The organism is Candidatus Sulfurimonas marisnigri (assembly GCF_015265475.1).
Classification (GTDB): domain Bacteria; phylum Campylobacterota; class Campylobacteria; order Campylobacterales; family Sulfurimonadaceae; genus Sulfurimonas; species Sulfurimonas marisnigri.
Genome location: NZ_CP054493.1, coordinates 1,732,180 through 1,759,018 on the forward strand (window position 1 = coordinate 1,732,180; position 26,839 = coordinate 1,759,018).

Below are 26,839 nucleotides of genomic sequence, written 5' to 3' on the forward strand. Positions count from 1 at the left end.
TCTATTCCCACATCTTAATTAAATTTTTAAATACACAATAGAGATCTTCAACCTCTTTTACTGTTGTTCTCTCGTTGACACTGTGTATTGTGTCATTTTTTACACCGAATTCTATTACATCAATTCCCAAAGGTGCTAAAAATCTCGCATCTGAAGTTCCACCAGCTGTAGAGTGCTTTGGTTTTAGACCAGTTACACTTTTTATTGCTTCACCAATTTTTCTAACAAGCTTAGTATTTGTATCTGTCTTAAATGGATATGAACCTTGTGTAAGTTTTAGCTCATAATTAAGCCCATCCATATTTTTTGCTACAAATTTTTCAACCTCTTTTTGAGTTGTGAGAGTTGTGTTTCTTACATTAAACATCATTTTCAACTCATTTGGAGTTACATTTGTTACTTGCATTCCTGAACGAATATCGGTAATTACAAATTTACTAGGACTAAAAAACTCATCACCATTGTCAAGATTAACTCCTGCCATATTTTGTAAAATTGGCGCTATATTATGTATAGGATTTATAGCTTTTTCAGGATATGCAGCATGTCCCTGCTTACCTTTTAAAGTTATATATCCATTTATAGAGCCACGTCTGCCTACTTTTATCGCATCTCCAAAATTATCTTCACATGTAGGTTCTGCTACAACTGCTGCATCTGGAAGTAAGTTATGTTCTTTTAGGTATTTTAAAACCTCAACAGTCCCATAGATTCCATCTCCCTCTTCGTCTGAGGTAAGTAAAAGAGATAGTGTACCATTAAAACCTTGTGCTTCTTTAACTGCCTGAGTAAATGCCGCAACTCCGCTTTTCATATCTTGAGTTCCGCGACCATAAATAAATCCATCTTTTTCTACAGCTTCATACGGGTCAGTCTCCCAACCTTTACCGGCAGGAACTACATCTACATGTCCGGCAAAACACAAGTGTTCTCCATCTCCAAATTTTTTATATATAAAAAGATTCTTTACATCTTCAACATCTATTCTAATAGCTTTAAAATCTGGCAGATAATTCTCTATAAAATCTAAAAGTCCACCATCATCTGGTGTCTCACTTTTACAAGATATCATATATTTAAATAGTTCAATTATATTCACTGTTTTGCACCTTGATTATCGTAAATTATATATGGAATAGTCTGATTACTTACATTGCAGAACAATACAATTTTAATCAAATAATTCTCATAATTTTTATAAATTAAATTATACAATTTTTTAACTACAAACAGCATGTTATAAATATATCTATAATAATAACTACTCTTATATTAACTATAGTTATTATATGGTATATTCTGATTATCAAATATATCAAAGAGTAAAATATGCTAAATAAAGTAAAAAATAGTCGTCAACAATATCATGAAAAAATCATAAGTAATTTACAAGACTACTCATATAGGAACAAAAGGTATAGTATAGAATTTGCTCTTGCTTTTGGCCTTTGTGATGATAGTAATGACTTTTACGACTTTGTTAATTCAAAAAGAAAAACTGATAAAGTTATCGCATTAGAAGATAACCTATGTTGTGTGATAATAGATTGTGTATCCAAAGAAGACGCCATTAAAGCAACTTCAAATTTAGTACATGGATTTAAGAGCAAAAAATCAAAAGAGACTCTGTATTCTGGTGTTGTTTCTTCCATAGATTATGAAAATGATGCCAACATTGTGGCTTCTCTTTTGGATATATTGGAGTACTCCATATCTAATGATATGAAAGGGTTAATTACTGATAAAGATTATATGGGACATTCAGTTTAATAAACAACTTACTGGTTAGATTCTAGTCCCAATCATCTAAGACAAAACCTTCAGACTCATTTATCTCAGGCTCTTCAATCTTAGTTTCTTTAGGCTTACTCATCTGCTCTTCATAAGTAAGCTCCAGACCATTGGATGTCATAACAAAGCCACCTATTTTAATTTTACCCTCATGTATCTCTTTATGATGTTCTTTACATAGTGGTACGAGATTATGTTTGGAGTCTTTATGAAAGTGTCCTATAAACCCTGCCCCATCTGCTAAAGATTTATGATTTATATGGTGAACATCTTCAGCCATAGCTCCGCAAATCACACATTTAGTTACATACAACTCTTTGTTGTACTTGCTTGTTTTTTTCTTCACAAGTAACTCTAGCTCATCAAAATCTTTTGCCAGACGTTTGCGGATTTTATTTGCTGTATCTAAAAACTCACTATCCATATGAAGTGATTTTGCAAACTCTAGACCATAAATGCTACTTCCGCTTCCAGCTTGAAGAACTCTATTAAAGAGTAGAGTATCTTGGGCTTCATCATACTCAACACTAAGATGCAAATCTACTACATTATCAAGGGATGTAATCTCTTTCATGGTTGAGAGTTGGTGCAGATGTGTCGCAAACAGAAAAAGTGAGCGAAGTTTTGCCAACTTTATTATAGCGCTAGAGACAATTGCCACACCAGAGAGGGTCTCTGTACCATGACTTATTTCGTCCCCTAAAATTAGTGAGCCAACTGTTGCACGATTGAAAATATTTTTAAGCTCAAGCATCTCAACAGCAAAAGTTGACAACCCTTTTGAGAGATTATCTTTTGAAACTATACGGGTAAAGAGTGAGTCAAAAAGAGAAAACTTCATAACAGCAGCACTTACAAAAAAGCCTGACTGAGCCATTAAGGTAGCTATTCCAATACTCTTCATAAGGGATGATTTCCCGCTAGAGTTTATTCCATAGAGCAAAACACCGTTTATATCATGCCCATCATGCACGCCAACTTCGAGCATAACACTTTCAGGATGTGGCAGGTCCATATAGCTGCGATTTCCCATAACTATATCATTTGGTATATATATTCCGCTGAGCTCTTGAATCTCTATTAAGGGATGGCGAAGTTGCATAATCTGCATAAAATTCTCATCTTTGTTTACATCAACAATCATTGGTCTGGAGTGCTTGTACATATCGGCAACTTTTGATGAGCTTACCCCGACATCTAAATCGGCTACATAACTTATAACACGGTCAAAAAGAAGTGAGTATCTTTTCTCGTAAACCCCTTGAAGTTGAATAAATCTATCTTTCACCAAAGAGACTATCTTGCGGCGGTTCTTCATAATCAGGTCTGAAAGATTATCTGTAAAAGCAGATGTTATTTTTACACTATTTGTAAGTTTTTTAACACTGAACTCTTTAAAATCTTCATCTTTTTTAAACTCATCTTCAATCATGGAAAATCTGTTTTTACTCAAAGAGATGTAATAACCATCTTTTTCCAAAAGACCAAGTGTTACTAAGCGACTTGTGTTCCCTGCGTTGGAACTATCCAATAACTTTTCGATTTTACTTATAATATCTTCAAAAGCTACAAGCATAGTAGAGTTTTCTTTAACCAATGTATCAACAGACTCATCAACACCACTCATTAAAAAGTTTTCATCAACAGTTGCATTTGTAAAGCGACGCGAGACATCAAGGTCTATGCTTTTGCTTATATCTCTTAAAAACTCATCAAGTTCGCTCTCATGAAATGGAGTTTTTTGAATTTTATGCTTTTTAACATAGAGCATCAGCTCTTTTACGCTAAGTATGGATTCATAGACATGGTTCATCTCAAAAGGGTGAAGTCTCCCTAAATCAAGTCGGCGAGATAACCTCTGCAAATCATACACCCCGCGCATAGTCTCATCTAGATACCTTGTGTGAGATGAGACACGCTCTATTAGGTTATATCTTCTCTCAAGTTCCTCTTTTTCCATAATTGGGTTTAAAAGTCTCTCTTTTAAAAGTCTCTTTCCAATAGCAGTCGCACTTCTATCCATCATCTTTAAAAGAGTAAACTCTTTTTTATCTTTAGAGACAACGCCCATCTGTTCAAGAGCACTGTTGCCTAGATACATAAAGCGGCGATTATCTATTATATTTGGAAGGTCAAGTTTTTGGACAATATGTATATCATGCTCAATAACAAAGTGGATTAGAATTGCCAATGACTCAGTAATCATAGGGCTTCTCTCTAAGTCCAAGTGCTCTATCGGCGAGAGGAGTGAACGTATCTGGTAAACCTCTTTAAACAGCCTGTTTTGAAACTCTATTTTAGGTCTCTCATTGTTTACGCTGTAGTGATAATGGTCTGGAATCTCAAGATACTGCATAACATGTCGCTGGTCTGTAATGCCATCTAAGAATGTAACAACAACCTCTGATGTGCGGTAAACATTTAAAAGATTAAAGACTTCATCAAGCGCATAAGATGGGTCTTCACTTGTCCCATGAGACTCATAAAGCCAAGTCTTTCCGGTTGTGACATCTATAGCACTGTACCCTACTGTGTATATATCTTTGTATTTATCAAGTAAAATTGAGACTATATAGTTGTCATCATTATCTACAATATGGTCAAAGTTAGTTCCTGGAGAGACAATTTGAGAGATATACCTGCTGATTTTAGGCGGATTGCCTTTTTGTTTCACAACAATAACGGTATATTTTTGTTCCGAGATTACGCGGTTTAAGTAGCGCTCAAACGAGACAGCCGGAACACCTGCTAAAAGCGGGTTTTTATCAGAGTTTTCTATAATGTTTTTATTTTTTTTAGTTAGCTGAATATTTAAAAGTTCTGCTATCTCTTTTGCTTTACCAATCTGTTCATCATCATTGTTAACTTCGTAGACCTCAAAAAAAGTACCTATCTCCATAAATACGACTGTATCACTTCCGTATTTCTCTTCAAAATATATCTGTAAATCGAAATATACTTGAGTTAATAATTTATCTTTATTATCTAAAATAGAACTTACATCTGATGAGCGCATTTATCACTTTTCATAATTATTTTTAGTCGTGATTATATCATAATTGAAATTATCAATATTTATGTGATAAAATGCGCTCATGCAGACTATAACAAAGATATTTTCAATACTATTTATAACAAATGTATATTCAAATGAGATAATAAATGATTCAAAACATATAATATCAGCCTCTGACTATACTCCTGTTTTTGTAGTTTTAGCATTTATTGCAGCGATAGGAATCTTCATACTCCATAGACATTATGACAATAAAAGGATAAACGAAGAGTTAAAAAACACAATAGATGAAGAGCTAAAAAAATCTAGAGAGAAAGATAAAATAATTTTTACACAAAGTAAACTTGCATCTATGGGAGAGATGATGGAAAACATTGCTCACCAGTGGAGACAACCTCTGTCTCAAGTCAATTCTGCTGTTTTAGTCATTGATGATATTTTGTATGAAAAAAAAATTAATGACTCTGTAATTGAAGAGAAATTATTGGAGATAGAGTCTTTAACAAAGTATATGTCAAAAACAATTGATGATTTTAAAGATTTTTTTAACAAAAACAAAAAAAGAGAAAAGTTCTCATTAAATGAGTTGATTGAACACTCTATATATATTGTAAAGGGAACTTTAAAATCAAACAATATAGAAGTTAAAACCTATTTTAATGAAAAGTTAGTATTCAATGGGTACAAGAATGAACTGCAACAAGCAATTATCACAATATTAAATAATGCGAAGTTTATGTTTGTTCATAGAAATATATTTAAGCCAAGAATCACCATTCGCGCTGAAAAAATTGATGATTATTTTGCAATAACGATTAGTGACAACGCAGGGGGCATTGATGCGGAAGTTATCTCTAAGATCTTTGAACCATACTTTACAACTAAGCATAAGTCTCAAGGGGCAGGATTAGGGCTTTATATATCAAAGATGATGATTGAAGAGAGTATGAACGGAAAACTCAATGTCAAAAATAGTAATGGTGGTGCTTGTTTTGAAATAATACTAAAGGCTGATGATGAGTGAAAATAAATTTCCATATACTATTTTATTTGTCGAAGATGAAGATGCCACAAGAGAGAACTATGTTCGTTTTTTGAAAAAGTATTATGAAAATGTTTATGAAGCTGGTGATGGAGAGGAAGCTTACAAGATTTATAAAGAGAGAAAACCTCATATATTAATTGTTGATATTAACCTTCCAAAACTAAGTGGGATTAATCTACTTAAAAAGATTAGAAAAGATGACCATAGTATAAAAGTGATTATGTTAACAGCCCACTCTGAAACACACTACTTACTTGAAGCAACTGAACTAAAGCTAACAAAATATTTAATCAAACCTATCACAAGAAATGAGTTGAAAAATGCACTAAACTTGGTACTCCAAGAGTTGTCAAAGTTTACTGTCTCACCCAAAAAACTGCTGATTTTAAAAGATGATTTTTCTTGGAATTATGATTTAAAAGAGTTACTTTGTGAGGAAAAATCTGTACCGCTCACAAACAAAGAGAGAAAAATACTAACAGTGCTTTTTTCAAATATCAATAAAACATGCGACTATTATGAGATAATATATGAAGTTTGGTACGACTACAATGATGATAAGCTTGATGCACTAAAGACAATTATAAAAAACCTAAGAAAAAAACTACCAAAAGAGACTATTGATAATGATTTTGGCGTCGGTTACAAACTAAAACTATAATTTAACGACAAATTAGCGACAGTATCAAACAAAACTCACTACTTCATCACTTCTACAAGCTACAATATAATAGATTAGTTTTAACAAGAGGAAACAATGAGATATATAATACTACTGATTTCAGCTGCATTACTTTTTACATTGAATGCAAATGAAGTAACACAAAAAAATGAAACAGCAAATGAGTTTGCATATATTCAACCAATATCAGTTGAAGAAGCTCCTGTAATAGCAATACTTGATGGCGATAATGATGGGGTTGCCGATGAAGGTGACAAATGTCCTACTACTCCGCCAAACACAAGAGTAGATTCTAAAGGTTGTGAGCTTGACAGTGACAATGATGGAGTTGTTAATTCAAAAGATGATTGTCCTACTACTCCTCCAAATACTGAAGTGAATTCTAAGGGTTGTACAATTGTAAATGACTCAGATAATGATGGAGTTGCCGATGAAGATGACAAGTGTCCAACTACTCCTCCAAATACTGAAGTAGACTACCAAGGGTGTCGTGATTCAGATAAAGATGGTGTCCCAAATATAGATGATAAATGCCCTGGTACACTAGAAGGAATCAAGGTTGACTACAGAGGATGTGAAATAGACAGTGATGATGATGGTGTTGTAGACTCTCAAGACCAATGTCCAGATACAAGTAAAGATTTTTCTGTTGATGGCTATGGCTGCCCTCAAACTGCAACTCTAAAAGTTAACTTTGCAACATCTAAATACAATGTAGACGATAAACTAGTTAAAGATTTACAGAAATTTTCACTATTTCTACAAGAAAACAAAGGGTACAAAGTTGTTATATATGGATTTACTGACTCAGTTGGCGACAGTAATAAAAATCGAATACTCTCCAAGAACCGAGCAGAAGCTGTTAAAGAGGCATTAACTCTATATGGAATTGACGCATCTAGATTTACAACAATAGGAAAAGGTGAAGCAAGCCCTATCGCTGATAATTCAACTAAAGATGGACGTGCACAAAATCGTAGAATAGAAGTTGAGCTAATAAAATGATTAAATTATACGAGGGTAAAATGAAAAAAATAGCAACATCAGTCTTAATAGTTTCGACGCTATTGAGTGCTCAGAGCTTAAAGATGTCAGTGAGTGAAGTTTTAGGTACAAATCCGGTTATTTTAGAGAGACTTAAAAATTATAATGCAACAAAAGAAGATATAACGATTGCAGAATCAGGGTATTATCCAAAGCTTGATTTATCAATTGGTATTGGAAAAGAAAAAGGTGAAAGAGCTGGCGGAACTGACTTTGATTATAGTGTTTATCAAAATTCTCTTTCATATACTCAAAATCTTTTTAAAGGTTTTGAAACTACATACCAAGTACAAGAGCATGAAAACAGAACAATAGCGGCAGCTTACAGCTACCTAGAAAAAGTGAATGATACATCTTTTAAAATGATAGATACTTATTTACAGGTGATGAGAAATAAAGAACTTCTAGATAATGCGCAGGCAAATATAGATATAAATGCAGAAATATTAAATAAAGTACAAAAACTTTATGATTCAGGCTTAACAACTCTTTCTGAAGTAAATAAAATAGAAGCATCACTATCTCTCGCAAAAAGCAACTATTCTGTGCAAGAAAACACCCTATTAGATGTTAAATTTCAACTACAAAGAGTTCTTGGACGCAATCTTAAGCATGAAGATATGAGCCGACCTCAACTTGTTGTTATCCTTCCTAAAAGTATAGAAGATGCAACTCTTGTTGCAATGGAAAATAATCCATCTCTTTTGGTAAGCAAGTACAATGTAAAGCTAGCTCAAGCTACATATCATAAGAGTAAAGCTCCTTTTTATCCATCATTAGACATTGAAGTATCAAAAACTATGACTAAAAATCTTAGCGGAGTTGAGGGAAAGTATGATAACCTTAGAGCTATGGCTTATCTAAAATATAATTTCTTTAATGGCTTTGCAGACAAAGCAACTCTACAACAAAGTGTAAGTACCATCCATAAAGAGGTACAGATAAAAAACACTCTTAGACGTGAAGTAATTGAGGGGATTAGTCTATCTTGGGCTGCTAACGAGAAGCTTACAGATCAGTTAGGACACCTCCAAAACTACAAGAAATTTTCACAAAAGACTCTATCCCTATACTCAAAAGAGTATGATTTAGGCCGTCGTTCACTACTAGACCTTTTATCTTCTCAAAATGATTTTATCGCTTCAAAAGCTCAAATCATTAACACTGAATATAGTATGCTTTTTGCAAAATACAGAATTCTTGACGCTATGGGTATGCTTGTATCAACAGTTATGGAAGATGGTGATATTAGCTGTTCTAATGTTGGTTTTAAAAGTAAAATGCCCAAAAACAGTGTTGTGCTTCCTGAATTAAATGACACAGACAAAGATGTACTTCCTATACTATATGATGTTGACAGAGATTTAATTGTTGATGAAGTTGATATTTGCAACAACTCTTTACCTAATGATATGAAAAATATATATGGATGTAAAGAGACATTTGAAGATGTAAAACGTATAGAGCGATATAGCGGTTTCTTATTTGATAATGATAATTCAACACTTACTCAAGATGGTGAAAGTAGACTTAACAGCTTAATAAAGCAGATAGAACCATATGGCTGGGAAAATTTGAAATTTAGTCTACTTGGAAATGTTGAAAATATCAATATGTCAAAAGATGATATTCTGCTTTTATCACAAAGAAGAGCTCAAGTAGTTAAAGATAAACTGATTAAAGCTGGTGCATTTGAAGATAATATAACTCTACATGCAAATTCAGACAAAAATCCTATGTATAGTGACGAAGAGAGTGAATCAGTGGCATTAAATAACCGTACTGATATCATAGTTAAAAAACTTAAACTAAATAAATAGAATTTCAGAGGTATTAAATGCTTTTAACAAGCAGTGAAAATTTAAAAATGGATTCCTTGCTAGAGTGCTTGGTTCTCTTTACAAAACTTTACCATAAGCCATTTTCAGCAGAAGCACTTACTGCTGGCTTACCCATAGAAGTAGGTAGCGATACTCCTGAACTTTTTTCAATTGATAATGCAAAAGGGCTTTTCTCTCGTGCAGCAGAGAGAGCTGGTCTTAAATCATCTCTCATAAAGCGACCTCTCTCACAAATATCTCCTTTACAACTACCTATGATTATACTCCTCTCTAATCAAGGTGCCTGTATTTTAGATAGATTTAACGAAGATAGAAGTCAAGCTAAAATAATTATGCCTGCAGAAGAAGCAATTGAGCAGTGGGTTGATACTGATGTACTTCAAGATGAATACATTGGCTTTGGCTTTATGGTCAAAAAAGCTTTTGAGTACACAGATGAGACCTCAAGAACGCTAAATTTAGACCAGAAGCATTGGTTTTGGAGCACTATAAAACTATCAGCTAAAACATATAAAGATGTTTTATATGCTTCACTACTTATAAACCTTTTTGTACTGGCTTCACCTCTATTTACTATGAATGTTTATGACAGGGTAGTACCAAACAATGCGATAGAGACTCTATGGGTATTTGCGATTGGCGTTAGTATTATATATATAATTGATACATTTTTAAAATTCACTAGGACATACCTGCTTGAGAGTGCTGCCAAAAAGAGTGATATAATTATGTCTTCAATTGTATTTGAAAAAGTTTTAGACCTTAAAATGGAAAATCATCCATCTTCTGTTGGTTCATTTGCCAGTAATATAAAAGATTTCGACAGCATTAGAAGCTTTTTAACAAATGCCACAATGGCTGCTATAATTGATTTACCTTTTGCTATAATATTTTTAACAGTTATCTGGTACATCGGTGGTGGAATTGTTCTTGTTCCTATTGTTACAATGTTTCTTATTCTAAGTTATGCTATTTTAATTAAAAAACCACTTAAAGCCAGTATAGAGAGTACGCATGAAGCAAGTGCGAAAAAGAGTTCTATACTCATTGAAACTCTAAATAATATAGAAACACTAAAAACTCTTGGTACAGTAAATCAAGTTCAATGGAAGTGGGAAGAGTCAACTGGGGAGATTGCTGAAAAAAGTCTAAAATCTCGTTTATTATCAGCTTCTATTCCAACTATTACTCAGCTTTTCATTCAACTAAATACTGTAATGATTATAGTGTATGGTGTTTACCTTATACAAGCATTTGAGCTATCAATGGGTGGACTTATTGCCATAGTAATTCTTACATCAAGAACACTGGCTCCAATGGGACAAGCTGCAGCACTTTTAACAAACTATGAAGACACAAAAACATCTTATGAAACACTAAATGAAATCATTTCTCAACCAAGCGAAAGACCAAAAGGTAAAAAATTTCTTGAAAAACCTGAATTTACAGGTCATATAGAGTTTATAGATGTTACATTTGTATATCCAGGAACAGAAGTTCCAGCACTTAAGAATGTATCATTTGTAATAAACCCTGGTGAACATGTTGCCATTATTGGTCGTATTGGTTCAGGAAAAAGCACGATTCAAAAACTAATCCTCGGTCTTTATGAGCCTAGTGCTGGTCAAATACTTATAGATGGCATAGATATTAAACAAATAGACCCTGCAGATTTACGTAAAAACATTGGCTATGTCTCTCAAGACATAATGTTATTTCGGGGAACTGTAAAAGACAATATTATATACCGTGCAACACACGCTAGTGACTATGACATGATAAGAGCCGCAAACATAAGTGGTACTTCAGAATTTATCAGAAAACATCCTAAAGGTTATGAAATGCCAATTGGAGAGAGGGGTCAAGGTCTTTCTGGTGGTCAAAGACAGAGCATTGGAATAGCTCGTGCATTTTTAATCGAGTCTCCAATTATGTTAATGGATGAGCCGAGCAACGCTATGGATCAAATTACTGAAGCTAAACTATTGAACAATATTGCTAAGAATACAATAGGTAAAACATCACTATTTGTAACTCAAAAAATGACTCTACTAAAAATAGTTGAAAGAGTAATAGTTATTAATGAAGGAAAAATATATATAGACGCCCCAAAAGATGAAGCTCTAAAACAACTACAAGGCAATAAGAAAGATACTAACGAAGGGAAAAATATTGAGCAAAGATAATAAACCTATCGAATACACAAAAAATGACTATAGCTTTATGAACAGCCTCAGTGCTGCAGTTTTAGAGCAAACGCCTTCTAAAATGAGTAGAGTTATCAAGATATGGCTTTTCACTGTTATTGCATTTTTAACTTGGGCATCTTTAGCAGAAATTGATGAAATCACAAGAGGAGACGGCGATGTCATTCCTTATGGACAAAATAAAATAATTCAAAATCTTGAAGGTGGAATAGTTGAATCTATTTTAGTTGAAGAGGGTCAAATAGTTAAAGCCGGTGAAGTTATTTTAAAAATAAACAATGCCAAGTCGACATCAACATCTCGTACAAATAAGATGAATTACTATGAATTAGAAGCAAAAAGATTAAAACTTTTTGCTCAAGCAAATGAACTCCCTTTTAGCTCACCAATTGTAAAAGATAAGGAGCTTAGAGCCCATATAAAACTTTCAGAAAATTTATACAACTCAAATAAAAGTGAGTACATCGCTAAAGACAAATCATTCGTCAATCAAATTGAACAAAAAAAACAAGCTTATAAAGAGGCAACTGCTAGAGTTTACTCTCTGCAAAAATCGCTGGAGTTTGTTACAGAAGAGATAGAGATGACAGCACCAATGGTAAAAGAAGGTGTTAAGTCAAAGGTCGATTTTTTAAAGCTTAAAAGAGAAGCAAACGGTATAGAAAATGACATAGAAGCAGCAAAGCTTTCTCTTCCAAGACTCTCATCTGCGATTGATGAAGTTAGAAACAAAAGAGAAGAGTCAAAGCAGCTATTTATAAACGATGCCAAACAAGAATTAAATGAGGTCACTGCTGAAATTTCTAGACTTAAAACTCAGCAAGTTGCATACAGTGATCAAGTTGAGAGAACAATGGTAAAGTCACCGGTTGAGGGAATCGTTCAAAAATTATTTGTTAATACCGTTGGTGGAGTAATTAAACCAGGTGCTGATTTAGTTGAGATAGTCCCAACAAACAAGAAGCTCTATTTGGAGGTTAAAATAAAACCAAGCGATATTGCATTTTTGCATCCAGGAGCTCAAGCTAGAGTAAAAGTATCGGCGTATGATTTCGCTATACATGGTGGACTAATTGGTAAAGTTGTAAATATATCTCCAGATACTATTACAGATAATAAGGAGAATACTTTTTACATCATACATGTAGTAACTGAAAAGAACTACTTGGGAACAGAGGATCATCCACTGATGATTATACCGGGGATGACAGTAGGTGTAGATATTATAACTGGACAAAAAACAGTTATGCAATATATTTTAAAACCTATATTAAAATCTAAACAATATGTTTTTTCAGAGAGATAATATGAAGATAATACTCTTTAGTTCAAATATAAATACTATAGATGAATGGGAAAAAAGACATATCATTAATCACGCAGATACATGTCTAGATATTGATTCTTTAATTGCTAAACTAGAAGATAATCAAAATATCATTCTCATTGCTGATTACGATAGCGTTGCTTCTGAAATAAATAATTTGATTTCATCATACTCTCTTCCTGAAAATTTAATTGTACTTGAAAAAGTGCCTGAAATAGCAACTGGAAAAATGCTAATACGTCATGGAGTAAAAGCATATGGTAATTCTAGAATGCTAACTCACCACTACAAACAAATGCTTGAAACAGTGACTAATGATAATATATGGACATACCCTGAACTCACAGCGGCATTAGTTAAAACAACAAATAAAGAATCTCTAAACAGTGATGCTTTACAACTAATACAAAATAGGCTCTCAAATAAAGAGTTAGAAGTAGTATACTTAATACTAAACGGACAAACGAACGATGCAATAGCTTCAGCACTTAACATTACAACAAGGACTGTTAAAGCGCATGTAAGCTCAATATTTTCTAAGCTACATGTAAATGATAGAGTCTCTTTGATTCTTCTTTTAAAATAGTCTATATCTTTTTAAATTGCTATACATGTTAAATACAATAAAAAACTTTTTAATTCTAATAAGTTTTTTATCAGTTCTAGTAATTGCAGAAGACAGACATTATCCTCCAAAGTACCCTTGGCATTTAGCGGATATATGGTGGGAAGCGAAGCAAAAAACACTAAACTTCAATAACTTAAGTATAGATTTTGAAATTATTGGAGAAGTTGACGATAAAGTCAGACTATATATAGCACCAATGGGGTTGGGAAAATTAAATGGAACTAATTTTTATGGTGGAATTCAAACAAATGCCGGCGGGTATGAAACAAAAGAGAGTAAATCACATGTACAGATTGGAAAAGGCGGTATTTTCTCTAGATGGTCAAAAGATAACACTCCTCTATCTTTAGATTATGCACAGGGTGACTTAACAACCTATTATGAAAGTGCAGGCTATGAAGGAAATTTTGTTAGTGTTCGAAAAAAAATAATATGGAATGAAGGTAAGTATACATATATTATTAACAAGTTAAGAACTGTTGAGAATAACAACACTGCATACACATGGTTTGGAGCATTTGTTTTTGATCATAAAAAACAAATAAAACACTACATTGGTTCATTGAAATTCAAAGGCAAAGAGTTTGCATATGGAGTAAAACACGCTGCATTTCTTGAAGTTTATGGTGGAAATAAAAGCCGAATACCTCAAATAGCAGTTATATTTGATATTCCAAAAATAAACAATAAATATCTTAAAATAAAAAAAACTACAATCTACTACCCTGATAATGGAAGTAAATCAAAAAATACATCTAGATTTGCATATTCTCAATATGGAAAAAATAAAATTATTATTATCACTATCCCAAGTGGCTTAAATGATAAAAAGAAGAAAGAAGTTTATTAAACTATTTCAAAAACTAAAGTGATAAAATTGTTTTATTCTTATAATCTATCCCGCTTAAGTTTATATACTCATCTAATGTTCTTTTATCACCCAATCCATAAATAGAGTCTCTCATACCATCTCCATAAAACAGCCTGTTGATTCTTTTTATTGCTCTTATTTTAAGATAACTTGCACTTAATGTTCTTTTAGACTCTACACTTTTATTCCAATGTTGTGAAGAGTATTCTGTGTTTATAGTTTTATAGTGATGGTGCATAGGAATTTTATTTGGATGATAAATATCCCAACCCCTCGTATAAGCTCTAATAGCTATACTCTGCTCTTCTCCATGAAAATATAAAAATGGATCATATGGTACTTCTTCTATAAAATCTGAACTTGTAAATATAAAACCTCCTGCAACGTGACACCCCAATACTGGTTTATCTGTCAATTTGTGTTCTGCTCTAAATCTCAATACTGCATTTTCTTCTTCTAGTAATGTGTCTGGATGTGGTCTTAAAACTAGAACATATTTATCTGATTGCTTTTTAAACACTGGATTATTCTCCTCGTCAAAAGAAAAATTATAAGGGTATGTAGTTATTATTGGTTTATCAGAGATTTTTTTTAATTCATTGTATTGATTTATTAGTGTAGTGTCCCAATCTTTTTCAAATAACATATGAGAGTCTATTTGCAGTAAATAATCTTCACCATCCCATAACGAAAAAGCAATGTTCCTTGCCCAGCAAACACCTTGTGTATCAATGTTATTAATATAAACATACCTAATTTGTTTATTAAAGTCTAGTTTTTCAATTTTTTCTTTTTGTGTTGTTTCATTCTGATCAACTATTCCAAAAAAAATATTTTCTGGTTTATTCGCTTTTGATATACAATCATTCAACGTGAAAAATAGAAGTTCATCACAATATGAAGCAATACTAATAAAAAATTTCATAAATGGTCCTTAATTTTTATTTATTAATATGTATCTAATCTTCCAAATTAAATACATATTCAATACTATCAATTCCTTCTGATAATAATGGGAATGCCAATGTCATCAATTTATTAATTGTATTTTGCTTACTGATAGTTTTTCCAGAAGATACAGACCGTTTTTTAGAGCATATTAGTAAATCATTAAAAGGTGTTAAAAATAACACCACTTTTATAGTATGAGTTCTACAAAAAGCGTCTATCCACTCTTTCCTATTTTTAATTTTCAAGTTAGGATTATCAATTATAATATCTTTATTGACTGAGTTTTTTGCACAATTTTCTATAGATTCATCCAAATTATCAACTTCTTTTTTGACATCTTTATTTTTTTTCATTAAATCATACGAATCGTCATATCCTTTTTTTCCATACTTTTTTCCAATTTTCTCAACACAGGCATCCCTATTTACAACAATATGTTCATCTAGCATGCTCTCTACCCATGTACTTTTTCTAGAACATGGCGGTCCAACTAATATATATACTGTATTATTTTTAGTTGACTGTGTTTTTTCAGTATTTATTATAGTGTCAGAATATAGTATAAATTCATTGACTTTATTGATATTGTAGTATTTTCTTTTGCTCTCATCAATTATTCTGCCAAACAAATCACATTTAACATATTCGGATAAATCTTTTAAGCACTCTTCTTCATATTTAAACATACTTAGAAGTTCATTTTTAGATGGAGTATCATACTTAATATAATCAATTATTGTATACTGAAAGGATATTATCTTTAAGATTCTTATTATATTATTTTTAGAAACTTTTGCTTTCTCAAGTATCTCTAGAGCAACAAAACAAGAAACTCCTTCAAAGTCTCCAAAGTGAACTCTGTTTTTTACTGTATCAATTTTTTTTGTATGAACTCTGCCTATGTCATGCAACAACAATGCCCACAATACTTCTTCAGAAACATTATTATTAATTCCATTATTATAAGACATAACAGTATGAGACCATATATCACCTTCAAGATGATGATAGTTTAATAAATTATCACCGTTATGGTATGTACATTCTCTCATCATCTTTACATACTCAGGATATGTTTTTAAAAACCATTTAATCATTCATAACCAATATTTTGTGTAGTTAAGTATTGCACGCTAACACTCATAACATATTAATTAATAAACTAATACAATTTAAAGCCGCTAAGCGTAGCTTTAAAGTTTTAGTTATATTTATTAACTCTCCTCAATAATAATTTGAGTATTTATTTCTAGGCTAACTGTATCATTCCCATCTGTTGAAGTGTATTCCATATGCGTAAACCCTTCACTGTCAACAAAGTGATCGCCAAGTGTCCATTCAGAATCTCCATCTGAAGTGTCAATAGAAACTGTATCTTTATTATCACCATCAATACGAATTGTATTATCTTCATCAGTGATTTCCAATACATCCTCTAGACTTAGTTTCACTTCTTGTTTATTACCAGTAAGTTCTAATGTATCTATTCCTTTATCTTCAATGTTCGATAAATCAATACTTTTATCATCTACTATTAATTTATCAAGCTCACTCCCCTCATCTGAAGAGTTTTTGTCTTCCGTTTCATCCTGATTACCGTTTTTATTAGAATTACCTGAATATTTTTCTTCTACAGTTGCAGTACCACCGTCAGCATTTTCAGCATTGTTATTGTCTAATGAACCGCCAGGAGCATCATCATCTCCATTTCCTCTACCATTATCTTCATGCTCTTTTGAGTCTTTCTCATCAGGTGCTTCTGTCGGAGCTTCTGTTGCTGTATTTTCAGACCATCCATGTCCACCGCTAAACTGTTCCCATAATTTTTCGAATTCTGTTGGTTCATCAGTCGGTGCATCTGTTGGAGCATCTGTTGGAGACTCTCCAGAATCTTTTGAATCTTTTGAATCTTTTGAATCTTTTGAATCTTTTGAATCTTTATCTTCAGGTTCTTCAGTTGGAGCATCTGTCGGAGCATCAGTTGGTGCGTCAGTCGGAGCGTCAGTTGGAGCGTCTGTTGGAGACTCTCCAGAATCTTTTGAATCTTTTGAATCTTTTGAATCTTTTGAATCTTTATCTTCAGTTGGAGCGTCAGTTGGAGCATCTGTTGGTGCATCAGTTGGTGCATCAGTTGGTGCATCAGTTGGTGCATCAGTTGGAGCGTCTGTTGGTGCATCAGTTGGAGCATCAGTTGGTGCATCAGTTGGAGCGTCTGTTGGAGACTCTCCAGAATCTTTTGAATCTTTTGAATCTTTTGAATCTTTATCTTCAGGTTCTTCAGTTGGAGCATCTGTCGGAGCGTCAGTTGGAGCGTCAGTTGGTGCATCAGTTGGAGCGTCTGTTGGTGCATCAGTTGGAGCGTCTGTTGGAGACTCTCCAGAATCTTTTGAATCTTTTGAATCTTTATCTTCAGGTTCTTCAGTTGGAGCATCTGTCGGAGCATCTGTTGGAGCATCTGTTGGAGCATCAGTTGGTGCGTCAGTTGGTGCATCTGTCGGTGCGTCAGTCGGTGCGTCAGTTGGAGCGTCTGTCGGAGCATCTGTCGGTGCGTCAGTTGGAGCATCTGTCGGAGCGTCAGTTGGTGCATCAGTTGGAGCGTCTGTTGGAGCGTCTGTTGGTGCGTCAGTTGGAGACTCTCCAGAATCTTTTGATTCTTTTGAATCTTTTGAATCTTTATCTTCAGGTTCTTCAGTTGGAGCATCTGTCGGAGCGTCAGTTGGAGCGTCAGTTGGTGCATCAGTTGGAGCGTCTGTTGGTGCATCAGTTGGAGCGTCTGTTGGAGACTCTCCAGAATCTTTTGAATCTTTTGAATCTTTATCTTCAGGTTCTTCAGTTGGAGCATCTGTCGGAGCATCTGTTGGAGCATCTGTTGGAGCATCTGTTGGAGCATCAGTTGGTGCGTCAGTTGGTGCATCTGTCGGTGCGTCAGTCGGTGCGTCAGTTGGAGCGTCTGTCGGAGCATCTGTCGGTGCGTCAGTTGGAGCGTCAGTTGGTGCATCAGTTGGAGCGTCTGTTGGAGCGTCTGTTGGAGCATCAGTTGGAGCGTCTGTTGGAGCGTCTGTCGGAGCATCTGTCGGAGCGTCAGTTGGTGCATCAGTTGGAGCGTCTGTTGGAGCGTCAGTTGGTGCATCTGTCGGAGCATCTGTCGGAGCGTCAGTCGGAGCGTCAGTCGGAGCGTCTGTCGGTGCATCAGTTGGTGCATCAGTTGGAGCATCTGTCGGAGCATCTGTTGGTGCATCAGTCGGAGCATCAGTCGGAGCATCAGTTGGTGCATCTGTCGGAGCATCTGTCGGAGCGTCAGTTGGAGCGTCTGTTGGAGCGTCTGTCGGAGCATCTGTCGGAGCGTCAGTTGGTGCATCAGTTGGAGCGTCTGTTGGAGCGTCAGTTGGTGCATCTGTCGGAGCATCTGTCGGAGCGTCAGTCGGAGCGTCAGTCGGAGCGTCTGTCGGTGCATCAGTTGGTGCATCAGTTGGAGCATCTGTCGGAGCATCTGTTGGTGCATCAGTCGGAGCATCAGTCGGAGCATCAGTTGGTGCATCTGTCGGAGCATCTGTCGGAGCGTCAGTTGGTGCATCTGTCGGAGCATCAGTCGGAGCATCAGTTGGAGCATCAGTTGGAGCGTCAGTTGGAGCATCTGTCGGTGCATCAGTTGGTGCATCAGTTGGTGCGTCAGTCGGTGCATCTGTCGGAGCGTCTGTCGGAGCATCTGTCGGTGCGTCAGTCGGAGCGTCAGTCGGAGCGTCAGTCGGAGCGTCAGTTGGTGCATCTGTTGGTGCATCTGTCGGAGCATCAGTTGGAGCGTCAGTCGGAGCATCAGTTGGTGCGTCAGTCGGAGCGTCTGTCGGTGCATCAGTTGGAGCATCTGTTGGTGCATCAGTTGGTGCATCAGTTGGTGCGTCAGTTGGTGCATCTGTCGGAGCATCAGTTGGTGCGTCAGTTGGAGCGTCTGTTGGTGCATCAGTTGGAGCATCAGTTGGTGCGTCAGTTGGTGCATCAGTCGGAGCATCAGTCGGAGCATCTGTCGGAGCGTCTGTCGGAGCATCTGTCGGTGCGTCAGTCGGAGCATCAGTTGGTGCATCTGTCGGAGCATCTGTCGGAGCGTCAGTTGGTGCATCTGTCGGAGCATCAGTTGGTGCATCTGTCGGAGCATCAGTTGGTGCATCTGTCGGAGCATCTGTCGGAGCATCAGTCGGAGCGTCAGTTGGAGCATCTGTCGGTGCATCTGTCGGAGCATCAGTCGGAGCATCAGTCGGAGCGTCAGTTGGTGCATCTGTCGGAGCATCTGTTGGTGCATCTGTCGGAGCATCAGTCGGAGCATCTGTTGGTGCGTCAGTTGGTGCATCTGTCGGAGCATCAGTTGGTGCGTCAGTTGGAGCATCTGTCGGAGCGTCAGTTGGGGCATCTGTCGGAGCATCAGTTGGGGCATCTGTCGGAGCATCAGTTGGTGCATCAGTTGGTGCATCAGTTGGTGCATCTGTTGGTGCGTCAGTCGGAGCGTCAGTTGGAGCATCTGTCGGTGCGTCAGTTGGAGCATCTGTCGGAGCATCAGTTGGTGCGTCAGTCGGAGCGTCAGTCGGAGCGTCAGTTGGAGCATCAGTCGGTGCATCTGAACGACGAATTTCTTCACCTACACCTTCGTTCGACTTTTCTTCGTCATTTCTAAAACCACGATTACGAAGATCTGCGTTTACATCAGTGCTTGCATTATTTACATCTGCAAAATCTGCTTCTCCACCTTCAGTAGATTCAGCTGAAGCGCCTTCACCAGCTGCAGTTTCTATATCATCTGCATTGTCAGTATCACCATTTTCTTCTATCATGGCCTGAATAGAGTCTTTCCTTGTTACAGTCTCTTCTACTGCAAATTCCTTTGCTGTAAGAGATGCGTCAAATAACTGTTTGTCATGACCTAATATAACCATATCGCTGCCATCAGTCATTGAAACTATAACACTACTAATAGATGCATTACTTTTATCGCCAAAAACAGTTTGACCTTCTAAAATTTCATAACCTTTTGAAACTTCGTGAAGAGAACCGTCTGCCCCTTTTGCATAAAAAGTACCATCAACACTGATTACTTTTCCTATTATATTAGACATGTGACACTCCATAAATGTAGTTTAATTGTATAATAATATGATAATTTTAAAAAATTGTATATTGTACCCAGGTACTAGTGCGGAATAAAAATTGTTTTTAGGGGAATTTTGTAAAAATAAAGTTTCTTCAGTGGTGGACGAGGAGAGGTTCGAACTCTATTATATACTATTTACTAAGTTTCTTAATGTTATACAATCATCTCTTATATTCCCTATAAATAGGAATTTGATTGATACAAACCTTACACAAAGTTTGCTATAATAATGCTATGTTTTATAAATAGTGGTTACCAATAGGTTACCAATAGATTAAATTTCTGAAACTTAAATGAGGTGTATGATGAGTAGAATCAAAAGTAAAAAATATTCTGGGGTGTACCTTAACAAACTGGAAGATGGTGATATAAGTTACTCAGTCATGTATAAAGATGAAGATAACAAAACCAAGAGATTCACAATTGGTAAAAAATCAAATGGTATTACTGAAACATACGCTTATAATAAACGGAATGAATTTGTCAATAAAATAAAGTTGGGTGAAGAACCGACGGCGGTCACCAACAAAAAGAAAAAAGATATTATCACCCTTGATAGTGTGGCAGTTGAAAGCTATGAACAAAAAGAAAAACATAATCGTAACAATCAAAAATCAAAAAGAAAATACGAAATACATGTATCCCCTACTCTCGGCAAAAGAGATATTAGAAGTATAACATCCGCTGATGTAGAAAAATTACAAACTTTGAAATTAAAAAGTTTTTCTCCAAAAATGGTTAATACGATTTTAGGCGAACTAAGCACTGTCTTTAATTATGGAATTGATAAAGAGATAATCGCACTCAATCCTATAAAAAAAGTAAAATCTCTTAAAGTAGATAATACCAGAGAACGCTATTTAAACAAAGATGAAATCTCTCTATTATTGAAACGCACAAAAGAAGATGAACAAATTCATATATTCACATTACTTGCATTAACTACAGGTGCCAGAGCAAATGCAATTGCTTCATTAACTCCAAGAGATATAAATTTTGATACTAAGATTATAAATATCCTTGATGAAAAAAATAATGAGAGATATACAGCTTTTTTGGCTAACGATGAGTTGGAATCTCTATTGCGGAATCGAACTCTCGGTAAAAAAGTTTTTGCTCTTATTTTGGAAGATAATAATCCAAATGTATACAATCAAATATCTTATAAAATGGCTTCTCTACTTGACACATTATTCAATAAAGGAATTACTGAGACCAAACACAGAGTAGTAATTCACTCTTTACGCCACACATTCGCTTCACATCTTGCAATAAACGGCACTCCTATTTTTACAATTCAAAAGCTACTCAATCATAAAGATATAAACATGACTTTGAGATATGCCAAATTAGCTCCCGACTCAGGTCGTGAAAGCGTACAGGGATTGTTATTGTGAGAGAATTATCTAAAAACATCGATTGAAGAGCAATCAATTTTATGATTCTTCCACCCATTTCACAGCTTATTTTTTTCATTTATTGAAAAAATGAAAGCCTAAATATGATTCCTTAAATTGCTAAAATTATTCGACTGAATAAGCTCGACTTTTGATGATATTTCAGCAAAGTGTTTTTTAGCACATTTGATTTTAGAAGACTCTGCCGTTTTTATATCCAATCCTAAATCACTCCCTTTACTCTCAACGACAAAGTAAAGCTTTTCTTCATTGTCTTTCTCTATCAGTACTGCCCAGTCAGGGTTATATGTTCCAAGTGGCGTGTTGATTTTAAACCATGATGGAAGTTTTGTGAAGAGTTTGACATTTGAGTTTTCATTAAACGATTTGGCAAAGTTTTCTTCGATGGTTGAGTCATACACAGTATACGTATAGATAGATTTGTTCTCTTTATTTTTAATCATATTAGAAGATAAGTATCCATAAAGCTCTTGGTCTTCAAAACACTCCTGAGCATAGTAAAACTCATCACCTAGTCTTTCATACTTGATGCCATCAACTATAAACATGCTCATAGTCTTTTTAATGATTTTGATAGCACCATCTATGAATTTTTGAGGATTGTTTTTAAAGTCTTGAAGCTTACCGCTTTTGATAAGGATATCTACAATATTTTTTCTTGTAAGATTAGTCTCATTTTGTAGATAAGTAACTATATCAGGGAGTTCATAATCAACGATATCGCAGTTTATGAAGTCGTCTTTTTTACTTCCCTCTAAAATCTCAACACCAACTTTAGATATTTTATTTGTAGCTTTTGAGTAAAGATATTTTATCTTTCCAACTGTCAAATCATTGGCTATGTGTTTCGCGCACTCATCAACGAGCTTGGCAACATCAAAATTCACTCTATAAGTAGTCTTGTATTTTATTTGCTCCCATAAATCTTTAAATTCTTCACTTAAAAACACTTGTTTATTGAGCGTAATGAGTTGCTTGTCATCTGCATTTTTGATATTGAGGTTACCTGCAATTTTTGTAATTACAGCAGTTATTTCAGCTTTGAGTGTTGCATATTGCTCTGGAACTTCAAATGTATTGTTTTTAATATCCGTTCTTAATGTATCTTGTATTTTTCCCTTAGAATCTATATAGTTGTTTTCTTGCAGATGTCGGTAAACATTCTCACTATTTGTAGCTCCAAAATACTCTACTGTTCCATCTTCATTTTGCACTGGAATGTTTGCAAAGAAGTGCTCTTCAATAACACCAAATTTAATACCCTCTTCATCCTCTATCTCTTTTTGAAGTGCTCTTGCAAAATCTTCATAACTCTCATTTGCCATAACGGTTAAAGTGTTTACATCAAAGCCTCTAACTCTTTCACCGTCTTGATTGACACAAATTCTAAGTCCACGACCTATCTCTTGGCGTTTTTTCATTACAGAGTTAGTTTCATTAAGGGTACAGATTTGAAAAACATTAGGATTATCCCAACCCTCTTTTAAAGCACTGTGCGAAAATATAAAGCGTAGAGGCTCTGAAAAACTAAGTAACTTCTCTTTATTCTTCATAATCTTATCAAACGCACTCTCATCATCAGCATTGTTTCCAGTACTGTCTTTTACACGACCTTTTTTATCTTGTGCAAAATATCCGTCATGGATTTTATGAGCTTCAGTATCTATATCTATCTTGTCAAAAAGTGGATTGTATCGTCGTCTTTTAGAAATTATCTTGAACTCTTCTTCAAACCACTCGGCATATTTGCCTTTAACTTCATTCCCCTCTTCATCATAGCTTCTATAGTTAGCTACTCTGTCGATAAAAAATAGACTCAGTACTTTAATCCCTCGTGAATTTAAGCGAAGCTCTTTGTCTAAATGCTCTTCAATGGTTTTTCGCACTTGTAGTCTTTTAATGCTGTCGTCATCAACATCACCAATAGTAGCACCTAAGTCCACACTCTCTTGGTTTGAAAACTCTATGAACTCTTTGTCTTTTTCTATGTAAATATCATTGATTGTATAGCCACTATAAACATCTCTGCTATTTGATTTTTCATAAAGGTCGTCGCCATCTTTTACAGCTATAGCTTTTCTTTTAGTAGTGCCTTTTTCGTTCACATCTATCTCTATTTTGGCACTTCTTGGGCTTGCTTTGACACTTATCAATCTAATATATGGCTTGTTAGAAGTATCTTCAAGTTTTACATTTGCCACTTCTATCTGCTTGACGAGCTGTTGCTCATATGCGTCTATAGAATCAAGCTTGTACATCAAGTTAAATTTCTCTATATGTGTAGCACTGTAGCGTAGCTTACAAAGAGGATTAAGAGTTTCAATAGCCTCTTTTGCTCTTGGAGTATTATCGACGCTCTGAGGCTCATCTATGATTAAAATTGGATGTGTAGAGGCAATAAACTCAATAGGTCTCTGCCCATTGAGTCTATCGTTTTGTCTATGGATAATATTTGCTTTTGTATCTTTACTTGGATCGCTAAAACTTTTTCTAAACGCATCAATATTTATAACCATTATGCGGATGTCACTGCTAGTTGCAAAATCACGCACTTGTTCAAGGTTGGAGCTGTCATAGACAAAAGAGTCATAATTGACATTATCAAAGAGAGTTTTAAAATGCTCATTCGTTATTTCAAGTGTTTTCTTCGTTCCCTCTTTGATGGCTATAGAGGGTACAACGACTATAAACTTTGTAAAACCATAGCGTTTATTTAACTCAAAAATTGATTTGAGATAAACATAAGTTTTACCCGTGCCTGTTTCCATCTCAATTGAAAAATCCATACTATTCAATTTTTTAGATTGAGGAAGTCCATTTCGTAGTTGGATGTTTTGAACATTAGTAAGTATCTCATCATCTAAAAGTTCAAGTCTGTTTCCTATACCCAAGTCATCAAAATCTGCCGTAGTCTTTTGACCTTTTGAGTGTTGTCTAACAATACTAAAGTTGCTTTGACAAACTTCTTGACCTTCAAAAATATCAACTATGGAACTTATGGCTCTATCTTGGTAGTCTAAGTTGCTTTCAAATTGTATTTTCATTTATTATCTTCCCCATTTGGTACATTATTTAGAACTAACTTTAAACATAGCCACCAAAAATATATTGCATGTATTGACCTTAAAGTATTAACTTCGCATAATCCATGTGCTACATTATTTCTGAAATTTTTACCTATTTGTTCAGTGAGTAGAGCTTTAAATTCAAACAGAATAGTTTCATCAAGCACTTCTGTAATTTTTTCATTATCCAGTAATGTACTCAATCCATTTTCAGTTTCGATTCCATCTGTACTTATTGTAGATGTTTTAATGCCTTTTTCTTTCATTTTAACTCTAACAAGGTGTTCTATTTGAGGTATTAGTAAATGAGTTGAAACAATAAAATTATTTTCAAAACCAAAATAAAGACCTTCTATCCAAAATACAGTTCTATATGCCGGAATAATTGAAGAGGTAGAGCAAAGTGAATATAAATCATCTTTAGTAATTCTATGTTCAAATAACAATTGTTGAAAAGCAGGTATTATAGAGGCTTTTGTAATTAAATCAATCTCTAAATCATAACTTTGAACCATCTCGTGAAAAATAGAATCTTCATAATCTTTAGATTCTTTATCTAAAAAATCCATTCCTGCTCTTTTTGATATGACTCTACCATCACTTGCAAAATGAGTTGCTCCGAATAATTTACTAATAGAAAATTTTTCTGTACTTTTAGTAGCTTCTTTGTGTAGTTTATTAACATCCTTACTAGAATATATATTTGCAAACCTATATAGTGCCTCTTCAAAATTTTTATCACTAACTTCTTTAATACTATAATTTGTAAGCTCTGTTAAATTTACTTCACCTAAATCCATAGGTTGCATATAATCTAATGATAGTAAATTTGATTTATTCATTTCTTGATGGATTTCATCAATTCTATCATTAATGTTGATATCGTATTTTTCTCTATGTTTTCCTGCTACTTTTCTATACTCTTTAATTGCATTTTCATAAAAATGTCCACTTGCTAAGGTATTTACTGACTTAGCTTCAAGTACATATAACTCTGCAATTTCTATTATAAATTTATTTAACTTATCAATATCATCTGTCCAATTTTTGCAAGACTCAAAATAACTTCTTGCTCTATGGAAATCTTTATTGGTTTTAAATTTATTAGCAAATAATTCTAATTTATCAATTATTTCTTCGTAATGCCTTTTATCAACTTGAGAAAGCAACAATAATTCTTCTATATAACTAAGATAATATCCATCTGCAAAGTCTACCTTCTCAAATTGTGCAAGAAGATTGTTAGAAATTAATTCTAAAGATTTTTTAGTCCACAAAGACAATTTTATAGCTCTTTCCCAAGCTGATTTAGAATCATCTAGTATATTATCATATGCAAGAGAAAATTGTTGATAGTTTTCAATCGCTATTTCTATATGTTGTATATTTTTAGGAGATTTTTTTAACCATAAAATATCTGCAAAACGACTTTTAATTCTATAATCACTACAAAATTCTAAAATATTTTCAAAAAAATCAATTTCATCCTCTGTAAAGTCATCAACAATTGCAGAACGACTATTTGTTTGATACATTATTGCAAATGGTTTAAAAGGTTCATTTTTACTATTAGGGTTTAACATCATAGAGCATGCATCAGCTATAATCCATAATATTTTTCCTGATTTCAACTCTCCATTATCAATTCTTTCCCTTGCTTTTTTAGATAATATAGACCAATACTCAGAATAACTATCACCTACAATATTATTAATAATTTTTTGACAATCACTATTTACAAAATCATCAACTGTAATAATTAAATTTTGTGGGTATCTTTCATTCATTGCACTAAACACTTTAAAATACTATGTAT

Annotated in this window: 18 protein-coding genes; 11 read left to right on the forward strand and 7 right to left on the reverse strand. The window is 34.3% G+C overall.

Annotated elements, in window-relative coordinates; all coding sequences use genetic code 11:
• Position 1: 1 nt before the first annotated feature.
• A complete protein-coding gene (dapE, locus tag HUE87_RS08800; protein ID WP_194365921.1) occupies positions 2-1,099 on the reverse strand; it encodes a succinyl-diaminopimelate desuccinylase in 1,098 nt (365 codons plus the stop codon).
• Between the two features lie 230 nt (positions 1,100-1,329).
• Here dapE and HUE87_RS08805 point away from each other — a divergent pair, with 230 nt between their 5' ends.
• The gene (locus HUE87_RS08805) at positions 1,330-1,770 is read left to right on the forward strand and encodes a hypothetical protein (RefSeq protein WP_194365923.1); all 441 of its coding nucleotides are present in this window, start codon (positions 1,330-1,332) and stop codon (positions 1,768-1,770) included.
• Between the two features lie 22 nt (positions 1,771-1,792).
• On the opposite strand, the gene HUE87_RS08810 is transcribed toward HUE87_RS08805, so the two are convergent.
• Positions 1,793-4,807, reverse strand: a complete 3,015-nt coding sequence (locus tag HUE87_RS08810; protein ID WP_194365925.1) for a MutS-related protein — start codon at positions 4,805-4,807, stop codon at positions 1,793-1,795.
• Positions 4,808-4,886: 79 nt separating this feature from the next.
• Between HUE87_RS08810 and HUE87_RS08815 the strand changes: the two genes are divergently transcribed.
• The 8 genes from HUE87_RS08815 (at position 4,887) to HUE87_RS08850 (ending at position 14,431) form a co-directional block, all read left to right on the forward strand.
• Entirely contained in the window at positions 4,887-5,831 is a 945-nt protein-coding gene (locus HUE87_RS08815; RefSeq protein ID WP_194365927.1) for a sensor histidine kinase, read from the forward strand.
• Complete coding sequence (locus tag HUE87_RS08820) at positions 5,824-6,513, forward strand: response regulator transcription factor (RefSeq protein WP_194365929.1); 690 nt, start codon at positions 5,824-5,826, stop codon at positions 6,511-6,513. The genes HUE87_RS08815 and HUE87_RS08820 overlap by 8 nt, the downstream gene beginning before the upstream one ends.
• 96 nt (positions 6,514-6,609) lie before the next feature.
• Positions 6,610-7,539, forward strand: a complete 930-nt coding sequence (locus HUE87_RS08825; protein WP_194365931.1) for an OmpA family protein — start codon at positions 6,610-6,612, stop codon at positions 7,537-7,539.
• On the forward strand, positions 7,536-9,398 hold the full coding sequence (locus tag HUE87_RS08830; protein ID WP_229855109.1) for a TolC family outer membrane protein: 1,863 nt from the start codon (positions 7,536-7,538) through the stop codon (positions 9,396-9,398). The genes HUE87_RS08825 and HUE87_RS08830 overlap by 4 nt, the downstream gene beginning before the upstream one ends.
• Positions 9,399-9,415: 17 nt before the next feature.
• Positions 9,416-11,605, forward strand: coding sequence for a type I secretion system permease/ATPase (locus HUE87_RS08835; protein ID WP_194365933.1), 2,190 nt, complete (start codon positions 9,416-9,418; stop codon positions 11,603-11,605).
• On the forward strand, positions 11,592-12,932 hold the full coding sequence (locus tag HUE87_RS08840; protein ID WP_194365935.1) for an HlyD family type I secretion periplasmic adaptor subunit: 1,341 nt from the start codon (positions 11,592-11,594) through the stop codon (positions 12,930-12,932). The genes HUE87_RS08835 and HUE87_RS08840 overlap by 14 nt, the downstream gene beginning before the upstream one ends.
• A 1-nt stretch (position 12,933) precedes the next feature.
• A complete protein-coding gene (locus HUE87_RS08845; RefSeq protein ID WP_194365936.1) occupies positions 12,934-13,539 on the forward strand; it encodes a response regulator transcription factor in 606 nt (201 codons plus the stop codon).
• Positions 13,540-13,564: 25 nt separating this feature from the next.
• A complete protein-coding gene (locus tag HUE87_RS08850) occupies positions 13,565-14,431 on the forward strand; it encodes a hypothetical protein (protein WP_194365938.1) in 867 nt (288 codons plus the stop codon).
• 13 nt (positions 14,432-14,444) lie between these two features.
• Here HUE87_RS08850 and HUE87_RS08855 read toward each other — a convergent pair whose 3' ends face one another.
• The 3 genes from HUE87_RS08855 to HUE87_RS12725 form a co-directional block, all read right to left on the reverse strand.
• The gene (locus HUE87_RS08855; protein ID WP_194365940.1) at positions 14,445-15,377 is read right to left on the reverse strand and encodes a GlcNAc-transferase family protein; all 933 of its coding nucleotides are present in this window, start codon (positions 15,375-15,377) and stop codon (positions 14,445-14,447) included.
• Positions 15,378-15,411: 34 nt separating this feature from the next.
• A complete protein-coding gene (locus HUE87_RS08860; RefSeq protein ID WP_194365941.1) occupies positions 15,412-16,500 on the reverse strand; it encodes an AAA family ATPase in 1,089 nt (362 codons plus the stop codon).
• Between the two features lie 117 nt (positions 16,501-16,617).
• Entirely contained in the window at positions 16,618-16,854 is a 237-nt protein-coding gene (locus tag HUE87_RS12725) for a hypothetical protein (RefSeq protein WP_229855111.1), read from the reverse strand.
• Positions 16,855-17,240: 386 nt separating this feature from the next.
• On the opposite strand from HUE87_RS12725, the gene HUE87_RS12730 reads away from it, so the two are divergent.
• Both HUE87_RS12730 and HUE87_RS08890 read left to right on the forward strand, forming a co-directional pair.
• Positions 17,241-20,066 carry a coiled-coil domain-containing protein gene (locus tag HUE87_RS12730; RefSeq protein WP_229855112.1) on the forward strand — a complete coding sequence of 942 codons (2,826 nt, stop codon included), beginning with the start codon at positions 17,241-17,243 and terminating at the stop codon, positions 20,064-20,066.
• Positions 20,067-20,845: 779 nt separating this feature from the next.
• Positions 20,846-21,937 carry a tyrosine-type recombinase/integrase gene (locus tag HUE87_RS08890; protein ID WP_194365943.1) on the forward strand — a complete coding sequence of 364 codons (1,092 nt, stop codon included), beginning with the start codon at positions 20,846-20,848 and terminating at the stop codon, positions 21,935-21,937.
• A 98-nt stretch (positions 21,938-22,035) separates the two neighbouring features.
• On the opposite strand, the gene HUE87_RS08895 is transcribed toward HUE87_RS08890, so the two are convergent.
• Together HUE87_RS08895 and HUE87_RS08900 are read right to left on the reverse strand one after the other, a co-directional pair.
• Positions 22,036-25,002 carry a type III restriction-modification system endonuclease gene (locus tag HUE87_RS08895; protein WP_194365945.1) on the reverse strand — a complete coding sequence of 989 codons (2,967 nt, stop codon included), beginning with the start codon at positions 25,000-25,002 and terminating at the stop codon, positions 22,036-22,038.
• The gene (locus tag HUE87_RS08900) at positions 24,999-26,810 is read right to left on the reverse strand and encodes a DUF7380 domain-containing protein (protein ID WP_194365947.1); all 1,812 of its coding nucleotides are present in this window, start codon (positions 26,808-26,810) and stop codon (positions 24,999-25,001) included. Before HUE87_RS08900 ends, HUE87_RS08895 begins: the two co-directional genes overlap by 4 nt.
• Positions 26,811-26,839 lie beyond the last annotated feature (29 nt).